Genomic DNA, 21,261 nt, shown 5'->3' on the forward strand with positions numbered 1-21,261 from the left:
TAGGGTGACGGTCAGGTTCACAGCACCCGGCAGTACCGACAGATGGAGGCAAGAAATGCCACAGCAGGTCCGCGGCGTCGTCGCTCGGAGCAAGGGTGCTCCGGTGTCCATCGAGACCATCGTCATTCCGGATCCCGGTCCCAACGACGTCGTGGTGACGATCCAGGCGTGTGGTGTGTGCCATACCGACCTGCACTACCGCGAGGGTGGAATCAACGACGAGTTCCCGTTCCTGCTCGGCCACGAAGCCGCGGGTGTCGTGGAGACAGTCGGTGATGCGGTGACACACGTCGAGGTCGGAGACTTCGTCGTCCTGAACTGGCGCGCAGTGTGCGGACAGTGTCGTGCCTGCAAGCGCGGTGAGCCCTGGTACTGCTTCGACACCCACAACGCCTCCCGCACGATGACGCTCGAGGACGGAACCGAACTGTCTCCGGCCCTGGGCATCGGAGCATTCGCGGACAAGACGCTCGTCCACGAGGGCCAGTGCACCAAGGTCGACCCCTCCGCCGACCCCGCCGTCGTCGGACTGCTCGGCTGCGGCGTGATGGCAGGCCTCGGCGCGGCGATGAACACCGGCAACGTCGGACGCGGTGACTCCGTCGCCGTCATCGGATGCGGCGGCGTCGGCAACGCCGCGATCGCCGGGGCTCGGCTGGCAGGCGCAGGCACGATCATCGCGGTCGACCGCGACAAGGGAAAGTTGGAGTGGGCTCGCGATCTGGGCGCCACACACACTGTCGACGCCTCCGACGTGGATGCGGTCGAGGCCATCCAGGAACTGACCGGCGGCTTCGGCGCCGACGTCGTCATCGACGCCGTCGGGCGTCCGGAGACGTGGAAGCAGGCGTTCTACGCCCGCGACCTCGCCGGCACCGTCGTCCTCGTCGGTGTCCCGACGCCGGAGATGACCCTCGAGATGCCGCTCATCGACTTCTTCAGCCGCGGTGGGTCGCTCAAGTCGTCCTGGTACGGGGACTGCCTGCCCGAGCGGGACTTCCCGATGCTGGTCGATCTCTACCAGCAGGGCCGGTTGCCACTCGAGAAGTTCGTCACCGAGCGCATCTCGCTCGACGACGTCGAAGCGGCGTTCGACACCATGGCCAAGGGTCAGGTCCTGCGTTCGGTGGTGGTTCTGTGACCACGCCTTCCGGCTTCCGGGTCGAAAGGGTCGTCACCTCGGGCACGTTCGAGCTCGACGGCGGATCCTGGGACGTCGACAACAACATCTGGATCGTCGGCGACGACTCCGAGGTCGTGGTGATCGATGCGGCTCACGACGCCGGCCCGATCGTCGACGCCGTCGGTGGCCGGAAGGTCGTCGCGGTGCTGTGCACGCACGGGCACAACGACCATGTGACCGTCGCCCCGCAGCTGTCGGAGCGGCTCGACGCACCGATCCTGCTGCACCCGGCGGACGACGTCCTCTGGCAGCAGACCCATCCCGACGTGGCGCACCGCGATCTGGCGGACGACGACCGTATTTCTGTCGCGGGCACTGAGATCCGGGTCCTGCACACCCCCGGTCACTCACCGGGGTCCAGTTGCCTCTACCTCCCCGAAGCCGGTCACCTGTTCAGCGGCGACACACTGTTCTCCGGTGGACCAGGCGCAACCGGGCGGTCGTACTCCGACTTCCCGACCATCATCGGCAGCATCCGGGAACGTCTGTTCGCACTCCCGCCCGAGACGATCGTGAACACCGGTCACGGGGACGGGACCTCGATCGGCGACGAGTCACCCCATCTCGAGGAATGGATCGCGCGCGGTTCCTGATAACAGGTTGATGTCTGCCCGGTGTGGGGTCGGCGGTCGGGCACACGGGATATGACAGGGTCGGCATCGTGACCAGCCACGCAACGATGCCGACCCGCCCCGACGACGCACCGCGTTCGCGCAGAGCGGGCGTCGGCGCCGCGCTGGCCGGACTGTCGATCGTGGCTCTGGTCGGGTGCGGGGGAACGACAGTGTCCGGTGTGCCGGAGGCCGGGTCGAGTTCGAGGCCGTCGACGGCGACGTCGTCCGCGCCCTCGACCTCCGCGACCAGCACGTCGGCGACACCCACCACCGGTGCCACGCCCGGGTCCGGGTCGCTTTCCGCCCTGACGATCGATCCGTCTGTCTTCCCGTCGACGTATCAAGCAGTCGTCCTTCCGCCTCAGGCCGTGGCTCAGGCATCCCAGGATCTCGACGGCATCGCCTCCGGCGCCTCGGTCGATCCGGCGGGGTGCAAGCCCGAACAACGGGGCACCGACGCTGACTCCACGTCGCTCGTCGTCGGAACCGATCCAGCCGATCGGGCGACGATCTCCGTCGAGCTGGCTCGCGTGACCACGTCGCTGGAGGATCGGAAAGCGCTGTGGGAACAGTGCTCCGAGGTGACGGCGACATCGAACGGTGTGGAGACCATGGTGTCGACGGAGTTGGTGCCGCCTCCTCCGATCGGGGCCGACGACACGCTCGCGCTTCGCCGTATCGTCAGTTCCGGCGGTCAGGCGGGCGACGTCACGCAGTCCATGCTCTCGTTGATCGCGCAGGTCGACGACGTGCGGATCACGGCCACCTACATGTCGTTCGGTGAACTCGACCCCGACGCGGCCACCCTCGATCAGCTCTTCACTGCTGCCGTGCAGAAGGTGAAGGCAGGCGGATAGATCAGTCCGACGTGAGGACGAAGCGCTGGACGACGAGCGCGGCGACCACCACGAACCACACCGCCACGGGCACGCGGTGCCACGCGGACGACACGGGACGGCGCGTCGGGCGTAAGAGGGCGACGTTGTGCAGCGTGACGTACCAGAACACCGGAACCGTCACCGCCCACACCACCATGCAGTACGGGCACAGGGCGCCGATCCGGTAGAGGCTCTGCACGATCAGCCAGTGCACGAACAGCACCGCCGCGGTGACGCCGACCTGCACCGCGACCCAGAACCAGCGTTCCAGGTGGACACCGAGCACCAGTGCTGCGCCGATCATGGCGACGATGGCGAAGCCGCCGACTCCCATGAACGAGTTGGGGAATCCGAGCACGGAGGCCTGCGCCGACTCCATCACAGACCCGCAGTTCACGACCGCGTTGATGTTGCAGGACGGCGCATACGACGAGTCTGCGATCAGCCTCAACTTGTCCACGGTGAGAACCACGGCGGCGGCGAATCCGATCACTCCGCCGATCAGCATCACCCACGCCAGGGCAGGTGCGCGTCGGATCGTCCCGGCTTCCGTTTCGCCGTCGGACAGTGTCGTATTCATCGGTGTGGTCTCCATCGGCGAGCAGGGCATCCGTCGCTTCCGGAGTCTAGCGATCCCGCCTGCCGGAACCCGTGGACCGCGTTCGTCCCCGGGGCACCTCGTTCATCCCCGGGGTAATTTTCCGCCCAGGTCACGGGTCGAGCCCCTCGACGATCGGCGAGGACAGTCCGATGGCATGACTCGACGACCGTATCCCGCTCGCCCATCCCGATCCGACACCGACGAGGAGGGCCCGGTTCATCGCGTCAGCGGAGTCGGCAACCTCATCGCCGCTCTGCCCGCGCTGCTCGGTTTCGTCCCGGAGCAGTCGATCGTCCTCGTCTGCCTCGGCCCGGGCAGCACAGGCGCCGCCACCACCGTCGAGGTGGTGATGCGCCACGATCTTCCGCCTGTCGGAGGACACCTGGTGGTCCAGGAGCTGGCCGGCCGGTGCGCCGAGGTCTGCGTCCGCGACGGCGTCCTCGGAGTGGTTGCCATCCTGGTGACCGGGACTCGTTCCGCTCGTGGGATCGGTACGATCGCGTCCACCCTCGCTGCAGCACTAGAGCCCTGCGGAATAGAGCTGCTCGGCGTCCACCGCATCGCGCACCTCGTGACGGGGGAGCGGTGGACGAGCGCACCCGGCGACACCCGACGCGGCGTCCTTCCCGACCCCATGGCGTCACCGAGCGCAGCGTCCCGCGTCGTGGCCGGCCGACAGATCAGAGGAGCGCGCAGCGACATCGAGCGGTCGCTGAGCCTGCTCGACACGGTCACGCGCGAGCGATTCGCGCACGAGGTGGACATGGCGGCCGCCGAGACCGAGGACCTGACGCCGGGCCGGCTGCTCTCGCGGGCGACGGCGATCGTGGCGGCAGTCCACCGTGCGGGACACGTCGAGGACCGTCAGGCGGCGTTCCTCGCGGTGGCCCTGACGGTGATCACGGTTCGCGACGCTCTCCTGTCCTTGGCGGACTCGGATCACGCGGAGGCGGCCGAGCAGGTCTGGGTGTACCTCACTCGCCGACTTACCGGGCCCGACCGAGCGCCGGCAGCGACGATGGTGGGGGTGTGGTCCTACGCGCGCGGTGACGGCCCGCTGGCCGGTGTCGCACTACAGAGCGCCCTCGAAGCGGCACCCGAGTACAGCTTCGCGGTGCTTCTCGACACTGCGCTGCAGAACGGCGTGAGGCCGGACGTGGTCCGCGAGTTGATCGCCTCGGCGCACGACCTGGCCGACGACCCCGTGCTCCCCGATCCGGAACCGGACCCAGGGGGCTACCGCGCGGAATGAGCCTTGTCACCGAGCGATCGGAGGAACTCCCAGGCATCGGCGACGATGACATCGAGATCGGTGGACTCGGGCTTCCATCCGAGTTCCGCCATCGCCTTCTCGCTGGAGGCGACCAGAACGGCAGGATCACCCGCACGACGCGGCGCATCCTTCACCGGGATGTCGACGCCGGTGACGCGACGGCAGGAGTCGATGACCTCACGGACCGAGAAACCCTCGCCGCTTCCCAGATTGAAGATGCGGTGGCTGCCCGGAACGCTCTGCGACAACGCTCGCAGGTGCGCGTCGGCCAGGTCCCGAACGTGGATGTAGTCGCGCACCGCCGTGCCGTCGGGGGTGGGCCAGTCGGTGCCGAAGACGGAGATCGCATCCCGATGCCCGGCCGCGACCTGCAGAACGAGGGGAATGAGATGCGTTTCCACGACGCGGTTCTCGCCGAGACCCGCGTGCGCGCCTGCCACGTTGAAGTACCTCAAGCTGGTCGCACCGAAGCCGTGCGCCGCCGTGTAACCGGTGATCGCGTTGTCGATCGCGAGCTTGCTGGCACCGTACGGATTGGTCGGACGCGTCGCGAAGTCCTCGGTGATCGGTGTGCTCTCGGGTTCGCCGTAGGTTGCTGCGGTGGACGAGAACACGAGCCGCGGAACGCCGTTCGCCACGATGGCGTCGAGGAGTTCCAGTGCCGCGCCCAGGTTGCCGCGCCAGTACTTCTCCGGCTTCTCCACCGACTCGCCGACCAAGGACTGCGCCGCGAAGTGGAGCACACCGTCGAACGTGTCGGACGCGAGAACGGAGGCGATGACGTCCGCGACGTTGCCCTCCACGAACGTGGCGCCGTCCGGAACACCGTCGGCGTTTCCGGTGGACAGATCATCGACCACGACGACGTCGTGACCGTTCTCCATCAGTACTGCGGCGCAGACACTACCTACGTAGCCTGCGCCGCCGGTCACCACGAACTTCACGTCGAAACTCCTTGCAGCAGTGACAGAGAGAACGGATCAGAGGGAACGGACCTGGACGGCGTGCGCCATCTCCTCCGAGATGTCGACGTCGTCGTGACCCGGCACGGTGATGGTGACGACACCGGACGAGACGGCGACCGTCACGCGGGCGTCGGGAACCACACCTGCTTCGCGCAGCCGCGCGATCGTGTCGGGATCGGACTGCACGTACTCGGCGAGGCGGCGAACCACCACGGCCGTGGGCGATCCCGGCGGGATGTCGCTGAGCCGCACCAGGTCCTCCGGCTGTTCCGTCGGACGCGAGGATCCCAGCAGATCGAGGCCGGGGATCGGGTTGCCGTACGGCGAGGTGGTCGGGTTGTCGAGCACCTCGACCAGTCGGCGTTCCACCTCTTCGCTCATCACGTGCTCCCAACGGCACGCCTCCGCGTGAACGTCTTCCCACCGCAGCCCGATGATGTCGACGAGCAGTCGCTCCGCGAGGCGGTGCTTGCGCATCACCGAGACCGCGAGTTCGCGGCCCTTGTCCGTGAGCTGCAGGTGCCGGTCACCGGCGACCAGCAGCAGTCCGTCCCGCTCCATGCGAGCCACCGTCTGGCTCACCGTGGGGCCACTCTGCTCGAGGCGCTCGGCGATGCGGGCGCGCAGCGGTACGACACCTTCTTCTTCCAAGTCGTAGATGGTCCGGAGATACATCTCGGTGGTGTCCACCAGATCCTTCACAATCACACCCTTCGTCGGTGTGTGATTCTACCGGTACGGAGCCGCGCACCGTGGTGCGCCGTGTCGGCCACGCGGGCGGTCGTCGATCGGGTGTCCGCGAGTTGCGGACGAACGTGGAATCGGACACGTAGGTTGAGGAACATGACCCTGCAGTCCCCGAGCACGCAGTCGCCACCGGGACAGCCCGCTCTGGTCTGGAGCGCGGACTACCTCAACTATCGGTGGAGCGACGACCACCCCATGAATCCGACCCGCCTGGCCCTGACCATGGACCTCGCGCGCGGCATCGGACTGCTCGACGGTGCGGAACTGGTCCCACCGGTCGCGGCGACGGACGGTGATCTCCTGAGGATCCACACGCCTGCCTACGTCGACGCGGTCAAGCGAGCCCCGACCGATCTGCCCCTCGGTGCGCGGGCTACCGACGTCCTGCACGGGCTCGGGTCCGAGGACAACCCCGTCTTCCCCGACATGCACGAGGCGAGTGCGGTCATCGCGGGCGGAACCCTGACCGCCGCGCGTGCCATCGCCTCGGGACGGTCGCGGCGAGCCGTGAGTATCGGCGGCGGAATGCACCACGCCATGGCCGACTGGGCATCGGGCTTCTGCGTCTACAACGACGCCGCCATCGCGATCTCGTGGCTGCTGGACAACGGCTACGACCGCATCGCCTACATCGACGTCGACGCGCACCACGGCGACGGTGTGCAGGCGGCGTTCCTCGCCGATCCTCGCGTCATGACGGTGTCGGTGCATCAACACCCGGCGACCCTCTGGCCGAACACGGGATGGTCCACGGAAGTCGGAGCCGAGTCGGCCGAGGGGACCGCCGTCAACGTTCCGGTACTGCCCGGAACGGGAGACCGGTTGTGGCTCAGAGCTTTCCATGCCGTCGTGCCGGGCGCTGTGGCTGCGTTCAAGCCGCAGATCATCGTCAGCCAGTGCGGGGTCGACAGTCACCGCGAGGATCCGCTGGCAGATCTCGGGCTGACAGTCGACGGGCAGCGCGCAGCGTTCGTCGCCATGCGCGATCTGGCGGACCGGGTGTGCGAGGGGCGCTGGCTGGCCGTCGGTGGAGGCGGCTACGGCCTCGTCCGCGTCGTGCCGCGAGCGTGGACACATCTGCTCGCCGCCGTGCTCGACCGGGACATCGACCCCGGCACTGCGATTCCCGAGGACTGGCACGAGAAGGTGCGCCTCGCTGCCCCCAGCATCGACCTCCCGTCGACGATGAGCGACGACGGAGACGTGGAGTACCCGCCGTGGGACGGTCCGGGTGGATCTCCCGAATCGGGAATCGAGCACATCGACCGTGCGATCCAACGGATCGACACCGCGATCGTCGCTACCCGGCGTGCCGTCTTCCCACTTCTCGGACTCGACCCGGAGGATCCTCGTGACTGACGAGACCGTGCCGGACACGAACCGGCCGCCCCCCGAGCAGAAGTCCGTGGATCCCAAGGCCGCCGAGCGGGAGCGGGCCGCGAACTACCCGCGTCACTGGGCCGCCGACGTCCTCGCGTCGGACGGACGCGTCGTGCACCTGCGGCCCATCGTTCCGGACGACGCCGACGCCCTGGTCGAATTCCACGGGAAGCTGTCCGAACGCACGCGGTACCTGCGCTACTTCGGCCCGTACCCGACCATGCCCAAGCGCGACATCCTGAACTTCACCACCGTGGACCATTCGTCCCGCGTCGCCCTGGTGGCGACTCTCGGTGACGAGATCATCGCCGTCGGACGCTACGAGCGGCTCCCGCAGGGTGACGGCAATTCCGCCGAGGTGGCCTTCGTCGTGGCCGACACCCAGCAGGGCCGAGGACTGGGGCCGATTCTGCTCGAGCATCTCGCGGGCGCCGCCGCGGAGAACGGAGTCCGCCGGTTCGTCGCGGAGGTACTGGCCGAGAACCGCAACATGGTGACGGTGTTCCGGCAGGCCGGTTATCAGGTCAACCGTAGTTTCGACGGCGGCGTGCTGAGCCTCGACTTCGACATCGACCCCACCGACGCACTGGTCCAGGTCCGTAACTCCCGCGAGGGTGCCGCAGAGGCGCGCAGCGTGCGCAACGTCCTCCGGCCGAGATCCGTGGCCGTCATCGGAGCGTCGACGGACCCCGAGAAGGTGGGCAATGCCGTGCTCACCAATCTGCTCCGCGCGTCGTTCACCGGTCCGGTCTATCCGGTCAACGCCGAACACACCTCGGTGCGGGGCGTCCGCGCCTACGCCACCGTCCGCGACATCCCCGACGAGGTGGACCTCGCCGTCGCCGCGGTGCCGTCCGACCAGATCGATGCGGTTCTCGACGACTGCCTCGCGAAAGGCGTGAAGGCCCTCGTGGTCGTGTCGTCGGGCTTCGGCGAGACGGGCGAGGACGGTCGCGCGAACGAACGGCGACTCGTGCACTCGGCGCGAGCGCACGGCATGCGTCTCGTCGGCCCCAACGCCCTCGGTGTCGCCAATCTGGATCCCGCCGTGTCGCTCAACGCGACTCTGGCGCCGAACTTGCCGGGCCGGGGACGTGTCGGATTCTTCTGTCAGTCCGGTGCCCTGGGGATCGCGATTCTCGCGCAGGCGTCGAAGCGACTTCTCGGGCTGTCCACGTTCGTCTCCGCCGGCAACCGTGCCGATCTGTCCGGCAACGACCTGCTGCAGTACTGGGACCAGGACGAAGCGACCGAGGTGGTTCTGCTCTATCTCGAGAGCTTCGGTAATGCGCGCAAGTTCTGGCGGCTGGCACGGCGGGTGGCCAGGACCAAGCCGATCGTCGCGGTGAAGAGCGGCCGAGGCGCGGTACCGCCCGCTCTGGCCACCGGACACGATATCGACGACTCGATCGTCCGGGCGCTGTTCGAGCAGGCAGGGGTCATCCAGGTCGACTCGATTCCCGAACTGTTCGACTGCGCGATCCTGCTCGGGTACCAACCGCTGCCGGCGGGGCCCCGCGTCGCCGTCGTCGGCAATTCCACCGCGTTGGGAGTTCTCGGAGTCGACGCCGCGCGCGACAGCGGCATGCAGGCACCCGAGCCCGTCGACGTCGGCGCACAGGCCACGCCCGAGGAGTTCGCGGACGCCGTCACGACCGCACTGCAGTCCGACGACGTCGACGCGGTGCTCGCCGTCTTCGTGCCTCCGGTCGCCGTGCGTGTCGAGTCGTTCGCGGAGGCTCTCGCCACCGCGGTGCGCGGCGCCACCAAGCCGGTCCTGACGACATTTCTGGCCGCGGAGGGAATCCCCGACGTCCTCGCGGTCCGCGGCGACGACGGCACACCGATCCGCGGGTCGGTGCCGTCCTACCCAGATCCCGCTCGGGCGATCAACGCGTTGCACAAGGCGTGGAGATACGCGGCCTGGGTCGATCGGCCCGCGGACAAGACCACCCGCCCCGCCGGGGTCGACGCCGACGCCGCGCGTGCGTTGGTCGCCGGCTGGATGGAGACGAGTCCGTCGGGACGCTGGCTGTCCGACGTCGAAGCGGCGCAGTTGCTCCGGTGCTACGGGGTCGACATCGCCGACTTCCGCACGGTGACCGACGAGTCCGACGCGGTGGAGGCGGCACGTGAACTGGGTGGTCCCGTCGCCGTGAAGGCCACCGGCGACCAGTGGCGGCACCGACCAGACCTCAGCGGGGTGCGCCTCGACGTCGTCGGTTCGGAGGCGGTCGGCCGCGCCTACCGGGACTTGTTCGAGGCATCGGGCACGCCGGTGATGCACGTGCAGAAGATGGCCACGAAGGGGATCGGCTGCCTTATCCGCGTGCAGGACGATCCGTCGTTCGGTTCGCTGGTGTCGTTCGGACTGTCCGGGATCATGTCGGACCTGCTGGGGGATCGGGCATACCGGGTTCTGCCGCTGTCCGAGCGCGAGGCCGCGGAACTCGTCGATGCCCCGAGAGCCGCTCCGATGCTGTCCGGGTACCGAACCGCGTCACCGGTGAACAAGAACGCTCTGGTGGACGTGATGCTGCGAGTATCGACGCTGGCCGACGACCTGCGCGAGGTGCGCGAACTGGTGTGTGATCCGGTGTTGGCATCACCCAGCGGCGCCGAGACCACGGATGCACGCATCCGCATCGGACCCGAGCCCAGCCGCATCGATCTGGGCCCACGCAGACTGCGGTGATACACGACGAAGGCCCCGGCAATTGCCGGGGCCTTCGGTGATCGATGTGTCAGCTGGCGTAGGAGCGCAGGCGCTCGGCCCGATCGCCCTGACGCAGCTTGCCCATGACCTCACGCTCGATTTGACGGACACGCTCGCGCGAGAGTCCGAAGATCTTGCCGATCTGGTCGAGGGTGCGGGGCTGACCGTCGTCCAGGCCGTAGCGGAGACGGATGACCTGCTGCTCACGCTCGTCCAGTGTGCCCAGGACGCTGCGGACGTCGGTGTGCAGAAGGCCGGCGATGACGGCGTTCTCGGCGGACGTCGCTTCGGAGTCCTCGATGAAGTCGCCGAGAGGCGCTTCCTCGTCGCTGCCGACCGGCATGTCCAGGCTCACCGGGTCGCGGCTGTGGTCGAGGAGGTCAGCGATCTTCTCGACCGGGATGCCGGACTCTTCGGCCAACTCGTCGTCGGTCGCCTCACGGCCGAGCTGCTGATGCAGCTCACGCTTGATGCGGGCGAGCTTGTTGACCTGCTCGACGAGGTGGACGGGGAGCCGGATGGTGCGGCTCTGATCGGCCATGCCGCGCGTGATGGCCTGACGGATCCACCACGTCGCGTAGGTGGAGAACTTGAAGCCCTTGGCGTAGTCGAACTTCTCCATGGCGCGGATCAGCCCGAGGTTGCCTTCCTGGATCAGGTCGAGAAGCGGCATTCCGCGGCCGGTGTAGCGCTTGGCCAGCGAGACCACGAGTCGGAGGTTGGCTTCGAGGAGGTGCGCACGTGCGGACCGTCCCTCTCGCACCACGAGCGCGAGGTCACGCTTCTTGGCGGGGGTCAGGCGCTTGGCGGTGGCGAGAACATGGGTCGCGTAGAGGCCCACCTCGATCTTCTTCGCCAGATCGACCTCTTCGGCGGCAGTCAGCAGTGCTGTGCGGCCGATCCCGTTGAGGTAGACGCGAACGAGGTCTGCAGCCGGGCTCTGGGCATCGAGGTCGGCGTCACTCGGTCGAGGGCGAACGGTGGTGGGGCTGGTCATGACGTGCCTCCTGATCGGTGGTGTCTCACTGATTCCAACGCTGAGACACGACAGAAAAGTTCCCGAACGGCGCGGCCACCAAACGCCCTGAGCTGCGGTTTCTGCATCCGAGCCCTGAGAAGTTGCTGAGAGAAACGACCCCCAGCGCTCAGGACGTACCACCAGCGGGCAGAACGAGGCCGTGGACGACCAGACCGGCCACCAGGCGGGTGACCGGTTCGGCGAGCTCCGCGGCGTCCATGCCCCGAGCCGCGGCGAGGAGCTCGGTCAGATCTCCCAGCGTCAGACCGTCCGCCCGCATTCCCGCCAGAAGTGCTGCGCCGTCCTCGTCGATCTCGTGGTGCCACGCGGGGCCGTCGCCTCGGTGGACGCGGCGCACGACGGTGTTCCACCCACCCTCGTCCGCGGGCGTCGCCACATCCTCCAGTGCGGTGGTTCCGGAGACGACGAATCGCTCGTCCATGATGTCGTGGGTCCGGAGCCATTCGAGACGGTCGAGGACGTCCAGCGCTTCGTCGCCCAGGGGGTCGACGAAGCCGTGCGTGAGATTCTCCGCCAGCACGCTCGTCGGGCGATCTGTCGCACGCAGGTAGACGAAGCCGAATCCGATGCCGGTGACGCCGGCGTCGTCCAGATGGTCGAGCCATCGGGACGCCGTGACGTCGACGGCGGGGTCGCGCAGGTCGAGTCCGCCGTCACGAAGCCAGGTGCCGACGTACAGGGCGGGGTCGGCGACGTCGCGCTGGACGATCCACGCGTCGATGCCGTGGGCCGGGAGCCACGACGACACCCGGGAACGCCAGTCCTCGCCGTCCACGTGCAGCCATGACGCGAGAAGGGATGCCACACCACCCGGCGCCAGATGGTCCGGCGCGGTGCTCACCACGAGCCTGCTCGCGCCGTCGAGGTCGAGACCGGAGTCGCGGTAGGAGTGGGTCACCGCGCCGGAGCCGACGACGAACGGGGGGTTGGCCACGATGCGGTCGAACCTTCGTCCGGCGACCGGCTCGAACCACGAACCGCCGACGGTCTCGATGTCGAGTTCGTTCAGGGCGGCGGTCATGCGGGTCAGAGCGACTGCGCGTTCGCTGACGTCGGTCGCGGTGACGGCCGACGCGTAGGGCGCGGCGTGCACCGCTTGGATTCCGCACCCGGTGCCCAGGTCGAGAACGCTGGGCGCCGGGCCGTCGACTCTCGTCGGTGTGCCGCGGACCAGCGACAGCGATGCTTGACCGACTCCGAGGACATGGTCGGAACCGATGTCGACGGCGCGGGTACTCCCGTCGATGTCGGACACCACCCACCGCGTGCCGGATCCCAGATCGAGAGGCCGGATGTCGAGAAGGCTGCGCACCGTGTCGCCGTGCACCTCGAGGACGCCGGCGCGGGCAGCGAGATCGATGTCGAGAGGAGCGAGCGCCGCCGACACGTCGTCACGCGGGAGGTCGTCGGCGATCAGGAAGAGTCGGATCAGGGTGCCGAGGTCGCCGAGGCCACGGCACGTCCGGCGGACGGGAGTCGGTTCCCCCCGCCCCATCGCGGAATGCACGTCCTCGCCGAGGGCGTCGAGAATGCCGTCCGCGGTGAAGCCGACCCGATCGAAGGCTCGTCGCAGCGTGGGCGCGAGTTCCAGAAGCAGGTCGGCGTCGACCGGCGTGGAGGCGGGTGGGCCGGAGGGATCGCTGAGGCTCGTCACACCTGAAGTCTCTCAGCAGGAGCCGGGCGGGCCGTCAGTGGAGAGTGCGGCGCTCGGCGATCGCCGGGGACGTGATCTCGGACGAGTCCACATCGATCGTCTCCACGTCGACGACCGGGTGGCTGCGTGCTTCGAGCGCGGAGGAATCCGTCGCGCTCCAGCCGTACCGGCTCGGTTCGTCGGACGTCCGCGGCGGACGGTCGTTGGCGATCAGCACGGCCATCCACGGAAGCGGGATGGACGCACCGACGATCGCCATGGCGATCCACGGGTTCTGCCACGCGCTGTAGGCCAATGCGGCCAGCACGAGGGCGGGTATGCGGAAGGACATGATGAACAGGTATTTACGCACGCGCGCTCGGTGCTGTTCTTCGACCGACGTTCGTGCCTCGGTGATCAGTACGGCGTCGCGAACACTGTCGCGAGCGGACTGACGAGAAGAGCCGTCTTGTGCCATGACTCCACTCTGTCACTACTGAACGAACTGTGCAGTAATCCTGGTGGTGACATGTCCGACGCCCGAGACGGGAACACACGTCATAATCGATGAATGAGCACGCAGACCAAGGAACGTCCCGACGTCAGTACCGACGAAACGACCGACGACGACACGCCGAAGTTCTTCCACTACGTGAAGAAGAACCGCATCGCGGAGAGCGCGGTGATGGGCACCCACGTCGTCGCCCTGTGCGGGGAGGTGTTCCCGGTGACCAAGTCGGCCAAGCCGGGCTCACCGGTGTGCCCCGACTGCAAGAAGGTTTACGACGGCTTGCGCAAGGGCGAATGACCAGCACCCGACGTTGTCGACCCTGGAGTTGTCGACCCCGAAGTTGTCGACCTTGGGGCTGCCGACCCGGTGTCGTCTCCGGTCCGATCCGCACGAGTGATGCGGATCGGGCCCGTGGCAAGGCGCCCGAGTGCGGTGGCCGCGGTGGAACTCGGGTCGATCGCCTTGTCGGCGATCCATCCCTTCACCTGTTCGAGTCGAGTCGCGCGCGCCGGCCAGAACTCCTGGACGGTCGCGTTGAACTCTGCGCCCAACACGACGGCGAACCCCAGGAAGAACGTGAAGAGCAGGAATGCGATCGGTGCTGCGAGCGCGCCGTAGGTGTATCCGGTGCCGGTGACCCAGCCGAGGTAACTGCGCAGGACGGCGCTCGCGAGCATGAAGAACACGCCGGCCAGCAACGACCCGCCCAGCAGGCGATGCCACGGCAGGGACTTGTGCAGCGCCACCTTGTACAGCGTCGTCAGGCCCACGATCAGCAGCAGTCCCACGCCCGGGTAGTACGCGACGTCGATCACTCGCGAGCCGATCTCGAACCACGACGGCGGCAGCACCCGCCCGACGATCGTGGGGCCCAGCGCGACCAGGGGCAGCACGAACACGGCGACGACCAGGAATGCCACGTAGAGCAGCAACGCGAAGATGCGCTGCCAGATCGGGTTGCGCGCGTCCTGCTGCCCGTGTGCCTCGACGATGGAATCCACGAAGGTGGAGATGGCGGACGACCCGGCCCACAGTGAGAGCAGGAAGCCCACGGACACCACCGGGCCGTGGCCGCTGTTGAGAATGTCGGTCAGGGTGGGGGCGATGATCTCGTCCACCACGTTGTCGCTGAACAACGTCGAACTGAAGGTGACGATCTTCGACTCGATGATGTCGAGAGTGTCGGGCCCGAACCATCCGGCGATGTAGGTCAGACTTCCCAGCAGCGCCAGCACCAGGGGCGGCAGCGAGAGCGTCTGCCAGAACGCGGCCGTGGCGGATTTACCGAAGATCGAGTCGTCCCACGCCTTGTCCGCGGTCCGCGCGACGACGCGCCACGCTGTGCGCAGCGGTCTGCCCGCGACAGGTCCCGACGTGCGGTCGAAGTCTGCCGCGTCGGATGTGTCGGCGGGGGAGTCCATGATGACCTCCAGCATGGCCCACCGGGCTGCGGCAGGCATGCCCGACCGCCGGGTGTGTCGCGAACGATCGTGCGAATTCGCGGTGTCGGCACCGTCCCGCGGGTGATCTGCGGGTTGGGTTCCGTGCCGGTGTCCGCGATACGCTGGCCGACGGATGTGCACACGAGACGACGAACCGAACGGGAGTTCCATGCCACGGGTGGACCACATCCTTTTTCCGGACGATGTTCGGATCGAAGGACGTTCATGACAGCCGAGACAGGCGAGAAGCTCGGCGGCGCAGCAGGTTTGCCGGTGGCCGCGCAGTCGGGTGTCACCCCTCCGCCACTGCGAGCCTGGCAGCGGCGGGCGCTGACCAAGTACCTGTCGGCCGGACCGCAGGACTTCCTGGCGGTGGCGACGCCCGGTGCCGGAAAGACGACGTTCGCCCTCCGGGTCGCGCTCGAACTCCTCAGCGACCGCACTGTGGATCAGATCACCGTCGTCGCACCGACCGAGCACCTCAAGCACCAGTGGTCCGAGGCAGCCGCGCGCGTCGGTCTCGCGCTCGATTCACGGTTCTCCAACAGCACGGGTCAGACGTCGAGCGACTTCCACGGCATCGTCGTCACGTACGCACAGGTGGCCTCGCACCCCACCCGCCACCGCGTGCGGACCGAGAATCGCAAGACACTGGTGATCCTCGACGAGATCCACCACGGCGGCGACGCGAAAAGTTGGGGCGAGGGCATCCGGGAGGCGTACGGCGACGCCACACGTCGCCTGGCGTTGACCGGAACTCCGTTCCGCAGCGACGACAGCCCCATTCCGTTCGTGAACTACGAGCCCGACGACGAGGGACTACCGCGCTCGCGTCCGGACCACAGTTACGGCTACGCGGACGCTCTCGCCGACGGCGTCGTCCGCCCGGTCGTGTTCCTCGCCTACTCGGGAGAAGCGCGCTGGCGCAACAACGCGGGCGAGGAGTTCGCCGCGCGACTCGGTGAGCCGCTGAGCGCCGAACAGACCGCTCGCGCATGGCGCACCGCCCTCGACCCCTCGGGTGAGTGGATTCCGTCGGTCCTGACGGCTGCCAACACCCGTCTGCACCAGCTCCGGGTGGGCGGTATCCCCGACGCCGGCGGTCTGGTCATCGCCTCCGACCAGACGACGGCACGCGCCTACGCGGGCATCCTCGAAGCGGTGACGGGGGAGACGCCCACGCTGGTGCTGTCGGACGAGACGACGTCGTCGGCCCGGATCGCCGAGTTCGGCGCCGGAACGTCCCGCTGGATGGTCGCCGTGCGCATGGTGTCGGAAGGCGTCGACGTACCGCGCCTCGCTGTCGGCGTCTACGCCACCAGCGCCTCGACGCCTCTCTACTTCGCCCAGGCCGTCGGTCGCTTCGTGCGTTCCCGTCGCAAGGGCGAGACGGCGAGCGTCTTCCTCCCGTCGGTGCCGGTCCTGCTCGACCTGGCCAGTCAGCTCGAAGCCCAGCGTGATCACGTCATCGGCAAGCCGCACCGGGAGAAGGACGGACTCGACGACGACCTCCTCGCCGACGCCAACAAGCAGAAGGACGAGCTGGGGGAGGACGAGAAAGCGTTCACGTCGCTCGGCGCGGACGCGGAGCTCGACCAGGTCATCTACGACGGGTCGTCGTTCGGCACCGCGACGTTCTCCGGAAGCGACGACGAAGCCGACTACCTGGGTCTGCCCGGCCTGCTCGACGGCGATCAGATGCGCGCGTTGCTCCGCAAGCGTCAGGACTCCCAGCTGGCCACCCCGACACCCGAGACCGCTCCGCCCCCGGTGTCGCTTCCGCCGTCGGGCCGCAGTGCTGACGCGGCGCGTCTCGCCGAGCTGCGCAAGGAGCTCAACGGCCTCGTCGCCATGCAGCATCACCGGACCGGCAAGGCCCACGGCATCATCCACGGCGAACTGCGTCGCACCTGCGGGGGACCGCCGACGGCCATCGCCACGGCAGAGCAGTTGACCGAACGGATCGCTGCCCTGCGGGCGTGGTGACCACCGCTCTGCCCAGAACCCTGCAGGCATGACGAAGGGCGATCACCGTAATGGTGATCGCCCTTCGCGTGTCGTTCAGGAGTCGGACCGTGGTCACACGTGAATCACGCCATGGCGTCGGAATCCGCATCCGCGACGATCGTCGCGTTCATTTCGAGCAGACGAGCCTCGTGCTCGTTCCCGTGGTGGCGGCAGAACAACAGTTCTCCACCGCCGGGGAGGACGGCGCGAACCCGTGCTCCCGCTCCGCAACGATCACACCTGTCGGCAGCGGTGAGGGTGGTGTCGGTCAACAATCCGGGCATGACTCCTCCGTACTGACCGTGACTTCACGGTCCTGGGGTCGGTCCGCCACGTCGGTTCGACGCGGTTCGTTCACTCTTACAGACGTATGGGCTTCGTGCGTTGTTCCCACGCAGGTAACTGTGTGTTGTCACTTACACGAAACACACTGGTCGAGCCGGTATCGGTCGATGTCCGTTCGCTCAGGGCAGAAACGGCCGGGCGACGACCGGTCGCCGGGCGCCGTGTCGGCGTCGATGGATACGGTGCTCGTGTGGTGGAGACGGGGACGACACGGCGCGCAGGGTCGACCCGCGTGTTCCCTCCGTGGTCGGTGCCGTTCGTCTTCGTCGTCGGCGCAGTGTGCCAGTACCTCGGCGCGGCCATCGGGGTGTTCCTGTTCGACACCACCTCACCTGCCGCCGTCGCGTGGCTGCGCGCCGCGGGCGCCGCGGTGGTTCTGCTGGCCTGGCGTCGCCCCTGGCGGACGCGATGGACGCGGCGGACCATCGTCGTGGCCGGAGGCTTCGGCGTCGTCACCGTGGGAATGAACCTCGCGTTCTACGAAGCGATCGCGCGAATCCCGTTGGGCACCGCGGTGGCGATCGAATTCCTCGGGCCGGTCCTGGTGGCAGCGCTCGGCTCGCGGCGCGCCCGTGACGTGGCGGCACTGCTCCTGGTCGTGGCCGGCGTCGCGCTGGTGGCCGGGGCGCGGTTCGATGTCGGACTGCCCGGTGTCGGGTTCGCGCTGCTCGCCGCGGGACTGTGGGCGGGGTACATCCTGCTGGGGAAGAGCGTCGCCGATGCGGGTGACGGACTCGATTCCCTGGCGGTTGGAATGGCCGTCGCGTCGGTCGTGCTGGCCCCGCTGGCGCTGACGCCACAGATCCTCGACGACGCCGGCGTCTTCCTCACCCCGTGGACGTGGTTGCTCGGACTCGGCGTCGGAGTCATGTCCAGCGTCATCCCGTACGCGCTGGATCAGGTCGTGCTGCGGACCATCGGCCGCGCACGCTTCGCGCTCCTGCTCGCTCTGCTCCCCACGACGGCCACGGTGGTCGGCGTGGTGGTGCTGCGGCAGGTGCCGTCCGCCGGGGAACTCCTCGGTATCGCCTTGGTAGTCGTCGCTGTCGTGCTGAGCGGAATCGAACGGCGAGCGGTCCCCGACCACGACACGATCACGCACCCGACACCGGAGAAGGAACCACGATGACCGAGATACTCGTCCACATGTGCACAGAGGCGGAGTGGCAGGAGAGCGTGACTGCGGGAGTGGTGGCACCGCCGTCGCTGCAGGAGCAGGGTTTCGTGCATCTGTCGACACCGCAGCAGGTGCATCTTCCGGCCAACCGGTTGTTCTCCGGGCGCCGCGACATCGTGCTGCTGGCAGTGGAACCCGCACGGCTGAACGCGCGGTTGGAGTGGGAGCCGGGCGTTCCCGGCGATCCCGAATCGATGCTGTTCCCGCACGCCTACGGACCGATCCCGCTCACTGCGGTGGTCGACGTGCAGCCCTACCTGCCCGGCGACGACGGGACGTTCGTCGCCGCCGGGTGAGGTGGTCCGATCGGACTGGAGGTCAGTCCAGGTAGTCGCGCAGAACCTGCGAGCGACTGGGGTGACGCAACTTGGACATGGTCTTCGACTCGATCTGACGGATGCGCTCACGCGTCACTCCGTAGACCTGACCGATCTCGTCGAGGGTCCGCGGCTGACCGTCGGTGAGGCCGAACCGGAGACGGACCACGCCGGCTTCGCGCTCGGACAGCGTCTCGAGAACGGACTGCAGCTGATCCTGGAGCAGCGTGAAGGAGACCGCGTCGACGGCAACGACCGCTTCGGAGTCCTCGATGAAGTCACCGAGCTGGCTGTCGCCCTCGTCGCCGATGGTCTGGTCGAGGGAGATCGGCTCGCGAGCGTACTGCTGGATCTCCAGCACCTTCTCGGGAGTGATGTCCATTTCCTTGGCCAGTTCCTCGGGAGTGGGCTCGCGGCCCAGATCCTGGAGGAGCTCACGCTGGATGCGACCGAGCTTGTTGATGACCTCGACCATGTGCACCGGGATGCGGATGGTGCGGGCCTGGTCGGCCATGGCGCGGGTGATGGCCTGACGGATCCACCAGGTGGCGTACGTCGAGAACTTGTAGCCCTTGGTGTAGTCGAACTTCTCCACTGCGCGGATCAGACCCAGGTTGCCTTCCTGGATGAGGTCCAGGAACGCCATGCCGCGGCCGGTGTAGCGCTTCGCCAGGGAGACCACGAGGCGCAGGTTGGCCTCGAGGAGGTGGTTCTTGGCGCGGTTTCCGTCGCGGCAGATCCAGTTCATGTCACGGCGCTGGGCGACGGGGAGCTTCTCGCCCTTCTCCGTCGACTCGGCCATCAGCTGCACGGCGTACAGACCGGCCTCGATGCGCTTGGCCAGCTCGACCTCTTCCTCGGCGTTGAGGAGGGCGACCTTGCCGATCTGCTTGAGGTAGGCACGCACGGAGTCGGCGGATGCGGTGAGCTCCGCGTCCTTGCGAGCCTGACGGAGCGCTTCGGACTCTTCCTCGTCCCAGACGAAGTCGCCCGACGCCTTGTCCTCGGGCGTGGGGTCGGTCGCGGTGTCGTCCTCGGCCTCGTCACCGACGGCGACGACCTCCACGACATCGGACTCGGCGGCGAGTTCGCCTTCCGGCACGTCGAGGTCGGCGATGTCCGCGGACGGCTCGTCCGCGTCGTCGGGTGCGTCGCCGGCAGGGGCCGTCGCCTTCTTGGCGGCAGTCTTCTTCGCTGCGGCCTTGCGAGGCGCAGCCTTCTTCGCCGCGGCCTTGCGGGGCGCGGCTTTCTTGGCGGGGGCCTTCGCGGGTGCGATGCCGGCCGCGGTTCCGTCGGTCGACGCGCTCTCGTTGCCGGTCGCGGACTCGGTTTCTGCGGGCAGACCGGAGGTCGGCCGGGGATCAGCGGGGAGACGGATATCGGTGGCTGCCACGTACGCCCTTTCGTGACGGTGTCGTGCGGCGTCACGCCAGAGTGTTCTTCCGGCGGAGAGGTCTGTGGATTTCCCGGTGTGAAGCCGGGGCGTGGACCATTGTAACGACCGCCGCGAGTACGCAGCACCAACGCGCGTGACGGCCGCGAAGTTCCCGATGCCCGACGGGTGATGCTCGGATCACATCTCGGGACGGGCCAGGTCGTCGCTGCAGGTCAGGGGGCTACGCCCGACTGCGCGGCCAGTGCGGCTCCGACGATGCCGGCAGCATTGCGCAGTGTCGCGGCTTCGACAGGCGTCCGGTTGGTGAGCAACGGGATCCACTTCTCGGCCTTCCGGCTGATGCCGCCGCCGGCGATGAACAGGTCCGGCCAGAACAGGTCCTCGATGCGTTCGAGGACGAGGGAGACCTCCTTGGCCCACGCCTTGTAGGACAGACCGTTGTCGTCCTTGACCGACGACGCGGCGCGGTGCTCCGCTTCCTTGCCGTGCACTTCCATATGGCCGAGTTCGGTGTTGGGCAGCAGGATGCCGTTCTGCAGGATCGCCGATCCGATTCCGGTTCCGAAGGTCAGCAGAATGACGACGCCTTTCGAATCCTTGCCGCCACCGAACTTGTCCTCGGCGATCCCGGCGGCGTCGGCGTCGTTGAGAACCGTCACCGACCGACCGCCGAGGTGCTCACGGAACAGGGCGCCGGCGTCGGTGCCGATCCACCCCTTGTCGACGTTGGCCGCGGTGCGCGCCACGCCTCCGGTGACCACACACGGCAACGTGATGCCGACGTCGCCCTTCCAGTCGAAGTGCTCCACGATCGTCGTGACGGTCTCGGCGACGGCCTTCGGTGTGGACGGCTGGGGAGTCTCGATCTTGAAACGCTCACCGACCAGTTCGCCCGTCGACAGATCCACGATGCCGCCCTTGACGCCGCTTCCGCCCACGTCGACGCCGAAGCCGTGTCCCTCGGGATGCGAGCCGGTCTTGTCGGCGATGGACACCGGACCGGGTGCTGGCTGGTCGTTCGTCATGGCAGAACTCCT

General features: G+C 67.9%; 20 protein-coding genes. 10 read left to right on the forward strand and 10 right to left on the reverse strand.

The window, feature by feature from the left end:
- The first annotated feature begins 55 nt into the window (after positions 1-55).
- The 3 genes from ASG64_RS16225 (at position 56) to ASG64_RS16235 (ending at position 2,654) form a co-directional block, all read left to right on the forward strand.
- A complete protein-coding gene (locus tag ASG64_RS16225) occupies positions 56-1,141 on the forward strand; it encodes an S-(hydroxymethyl)mycothiol dehydrogenase (RefSeq protein ID WP_056074635.1) in 1,086 nt (361 codons plus the stop codon).
- Positions 1,138-1,776 carry an MBL fold metallo-hydrolase gene (locus ASG64_RS16230; protein WP_056074637.1) on the forward strand — a complete coding sequence of 213 codons (639 nt, stop codon included), beginning with the start codon at positions 1,138-1,140 and terminating at the stop codon, positions 1,774-1,776. Before ASG64_RS16225 ends, ASG64_RS16230 begins: the two co-directional genes overlap by 4 nt.
- Before the next feature lie 68 nt (positions 1,777-1,844).
- The gene (locus tag ASG64_RS16235; RefSeq protein ID WP_235579635.1) at positions 1,845-2,654 is read left to right on the forward strand and encodes a sensor domain-containing protein; all 810 of its coding nucleotides are present in this window, start codon (positions 1,845-1,847) and stop codon (positions 2,652-2,654) included.
- Between the two features lies 1 nt (position 2,655).
- Here ASG64_RS16235 and ASG64_RS16240 read toward each other — a convergent pair whose 3' ends face one another.
- Positions 2,656-3,255, reverse strand: coding sequence for a vitamin K epoxide reductase family protein (locus ASG64_RS16240; RefSeq protein WP_056075091.1), 600 nt, complete (start codon positions 3,253-3,255; stop codon positions 2,656-2,658).
- Positions 3,256-3,430: 175 nt separating this feature from the next.
- On the opposite strand from ASG64_RS16240, the gene ASG64_RS16245 reads away from it, so the two are divergent.
- Positions 3,431-4,528, forward strand: coding sequence for a DUF4192 domain-containing protein (locus ASG64_RS16245; protein ID WP_056074639.1), 1,098 nt, complete (start codon positions 3,431-3,433; stop codon positions 4,526-4,528).
- On the opposite strand, the gene galE is transcribed toward ASG64_RS16245, so the two are convergent.
- Both galE and ASG64_RS16255 read right to left on the reverse strand, forming a co-directional pair.
- Positions 4,513-5,493: a UDP-glucose 4-epimerase GalE gene (galE, locus tag ASG64_RS16250; protein WP_056074641.1), complete on the reverse strand. Its 981-nt coding sequence runs from the start codon at positions 5,491-5,493 to the stop codon at positions 4,513-4,515. The two genes, ASG64_RS16245 and galE, sit on opposite strands and share 16 nt — an antisense overlap.
- 36 nt (positions 5,494-5,529) lie before the next feature.
- Entirely contained in the window at positions 5,530-6,216 is a 687-nt protein-coding gene (locus ASG64_RS16255) for a metal-dependent transcriptional regulator (RefSeq protein WP_042572644.1), read from the reverse strand.
- Positions 6,217-6,357: 141 nt separating this feature from the next.
- Here ASG64_RS16255 and ASG64_RS16260 point away from each other — a divergent pair, with 141 nt between their 5' ends.
- Together ASG64_RS16260 and ASG64_RS16265 are read left to right on the forward strand one after the other, a co-directional pair.
- Positions 6,358-7,620: an acetoin utilization protein AcuC gene (locus ASG64_RS16260; RefSeq protein ID WP_042572645.1), complete on the forward strand. Its 1,263-nt coding sequence runs from the start codon at positions 6,358-6,360 to the stop codon at positions 7,618-7,620.
- Between the two features lie 46 nt (positions 7,621-7,666).
- Complete coding sequence (locus ASG64_RS16265) at positions 7,667-10,336, forward strand: bifunctional acetate--CoA ligase family protein/GNAT family N-acetyltransferase (protein ID WP_235579661.1); 2,670 nt, start codon at positions 7,667-7,669, stop codon at positions 10,334-10,336.
- 49 nt (positions 10,337-10,385) lie between these two features.
- On the opposite strand, the gene ASG64_RS16270 is transcribed toward ASG64_RS16265, so the two are convergent.
- From ASG64_RS16270 to ASG64_RS16280, 3 genes are all read right to left on the reverse strand, one after another.
- The gene (locus tag ASG64_RS16270; protein WP_042572646.1) at positions 10,386-11,354 is read right to left on the reverse strand and encodes a sigma-70 family RNA polymerase sigma factor; all 969 of its coding nucleotides are present in this window, start codon (positions 11,352-11,354) and stop codon (positions 10,386-10,388) included.
- Positions 11,355-11,502: 148 nt separating this feature from the next.
- Positions 11,503-13,050, reverse strand: a complete 1,548-nt coding sequence (locus ASG64_RS16275; protein WP_082518552.1) for a N5-glutamine methyltransferase family protein — start codon at positions 13,048-13,050, stop codon at positions 11,503-11,505.
- Between the two features lie 34 nt (positions 13,051-13,084).
- Positions 13,085-13,507, reverse strand: coding sequence for a DUF3099 domain-containing protein (locus tag ASG64_RS16280; protein WP_082518553.1), 423 nt, complete (start codon positions 13,505-13,507; stop codon positions 13,085-13,087).
- 93 nt (positions 13,508-13,600) lie between these two features.
- Between ASG64_RS16280 and ASG64_RS16285 the strand changes: the two genes are divergently transcribed.
- Positions 13,601-13,837, forward strand: a complete 237-nt coding sequence (locus tag ASG64_RS16285; RefSeq protein WP_027505173.1) for a DUF3039 domain-containing protein — start codon at positions 13,601-13,603, stop codon at positions 13,835-13,837.
- Here ASG64_RS16285 and ASG64_RS16290 read toward each other — a convergent pair.
- On the reverse strand, positions 13,810-15,000 hold the full coding sequence (locus ASG64_RS16290; protein WP_235579636.1) for a YihY/virulence factor BrkB family protein: 1,191 nt from the start codon (positions 14,998-15,000) through the stop codon (positions 13,810-13,812). The genes ASG64_RS16285 and ASG64_RS16290 overlap by 28 nt on opposite strands.
- Before the next feature lie 207 nt (positions 15,001-15,207).
- Between ASG64_RS16290 and ASG64_RS16295 the strand changes: the two genes are divergently transcribed.
- The gene (locus ASG64_RS16295) at positions 15,208-16,968 is read left to right on the forward strand and encodes a DEAD/DEAH box helicase (protein ID WP_042572648.1); all 1,761 of its coding nucleotides are present in this window, start codon (positions 15,208-15,210) and stop codon (positions 16,966-16,968) included.
- Positions 16,969-17,072: 104 nt separating this feature from the next.
- Here the strand turns inward: ASG64_RS16295 and ASG64_RS16300 are convergent, their stop codons facing one another.
- On the reverse strand, positions 17,073-17,273 hold the full coding sequence (locus ASG64_RS16300; protein WP_042572649.1) for a DUF7455 domain-containing protein: 201 nt from the start codon (positions 17,271-17,273) through the stop codon (positions 17,073-17,075).
- Positions 17,274-17,566: 293 nt separating this feature from the next.
- On the opposite strand from ASG64_RS16300, the gene ASG64_RS16305 reads away from it, so the two are divergent.
- Together ASG64_RS16305 and ASG64_RS16310 are read left to right on the forward strand one after the other, a co-directional pair.
- Entirely contained in the window at positions 17,567-18,463 is an 897-nt protein-coding gene (locus ASG64_RS16305) for an EamA family transporter (RefSeq protein ID WP_235579637.1), read from the forward strand.
- Positions 18,460-18,807, forward strand: a complete 348-nt coding sequence (locus ASG64_RS16310) for a DUF952 domain-containing protein (RefSeq protein ID WP_042572650.1) — start codon at positions 18,460-18,462, stop codon at positions 18,805-18,807. The genes ASG64_RS16305 and ASG64_RS16310 overlap by 4 nt, the downstream gene beginning before the upstream one ends.
- Before the next feature lie 22 nt (positions 18,808-18,829).
- Here ASG64_RS16310 and ASG64_RS16315 read toward each other — a convergent pair whose 3' ends face one another.
- Both ASG64_RS16315 and ppgK read right to left on the reverse strand, forming a co-directional pair.
- Positions 18,830-20,170, reverse strand: a complete 1,341-nt coding sequence (locus tag ASG64_RS16315; RefSeq protein WP_156148740.1) for an RNA polymerase sigma factor — start codon at positions 20,168-20,170, stop codon at positions 18,830-18,832.
- Between the two features lie 266 nt (positions 20,171-20,436).
- Entirely contained in the window at positions 20,437-21,249 is an 813-nt protein-coding gene (ppgK, locus tag ASG64_RS16320; RefSeq protein WP_056074643.1) for a polyphosphate--glucose phosphotransferase, read from the reverse strand.
- Positions 21,250-21,261: the final 12 nt, after the last annotated feature.

The organism is Rhodococcus sp. Leaf247, assembly GCF_001426185.1.
Classification (GTDB): Bacteria; Actinomycetota; Actinomycetes; order Mycobacteriales; family Mycobacteriaceae; genus Rhodococcoides.

Bases quoted from the DNA above. Each gene is read 5' to 3' on its own strand.
- ASG64_RS16225 (WP_056074635.1), top strand. From the start codon at position 56: ATGCCACAGCAGGTCCGCGGCGTCGTCGCTCGGAGCAAGGGTGCTCCG.
- ASG64_RS16240 (WP_056075091.1), bottom strand. From the start codon at position 3,255: ATGAATACGACACTGTCCGACGGCGAAACGGAAGCCGGGACGATCCGA.
- ASG64_RS16245 (WP_056074639.1), top strand. From the start codon at position 3,431: ATGACTCGACGACCGTATCCCGCTCGCCCATCCCGATCCGACACCGAC.
- ASG64_RS16260 (WP_042572645.1), top strand. From the start codon at position 6,358: ATGACCCTGCAGTCCCCGAGCACGCAGTCGCCACCGGGACAGCCCGCT.
- ASG64_RS16270 (WP_042572646.1), bottom strand. From the start codon at position 11,354: ATGACCAGCCCCACCACCGTTCGCCCTCGACCGAGTGACGCCGACCTC.
- ASG64_RS16280 (WP_082518553.1), bottom strand. From the start codon at position 13,507: ATGGCACAAGACGGCTCTTCTCGTCAGTCCGCTCGCGACAGTGTTCGC.
- ASG64_RS16285 (WP_027505173.1), top strand. From the start codon at position 13,601: ATGAGCACGCAGACCAAGGAACGTCCCGACGTCAGTACCGACGAAACG.
- ASG64_RS16290 (WP_235579636.1), bottom strand. From the start codon at position 15,000: ATGCCTGCCGCAGCCCGGTGGGCCATGCTGGAGGTCATCATGGACTCC.
- ASG64_RS16295 (WP_042572648.1), top strand. From the start codon at position 15,208: ATGACAGCCGAGACAGGCGAGAAGCTCGGCGGCGCAGCAGGTTTGCCG.
- ASG64_RS16300 (WP_042572649.1), bottom strand. From the start codon at position 17,273: ATGCCCGGATTGTTGACCGACACCACCCTCACCGCTGCCGACAGGTGT.
- ASG64_RS16310 (WP_042572650.1), top strand. From the start codon at position 18,460: ATGACCGAGATACTCGTCCACATGTGCACAGAGGCGGAGTGGCAGGAG.
- ppgK (WP_056074643.1), bottom strand. From the start codon at position 21,249: ATGACGAACGACCAGCCAGCACCCGGTCCGGTGTCCATCGCCGACAAG.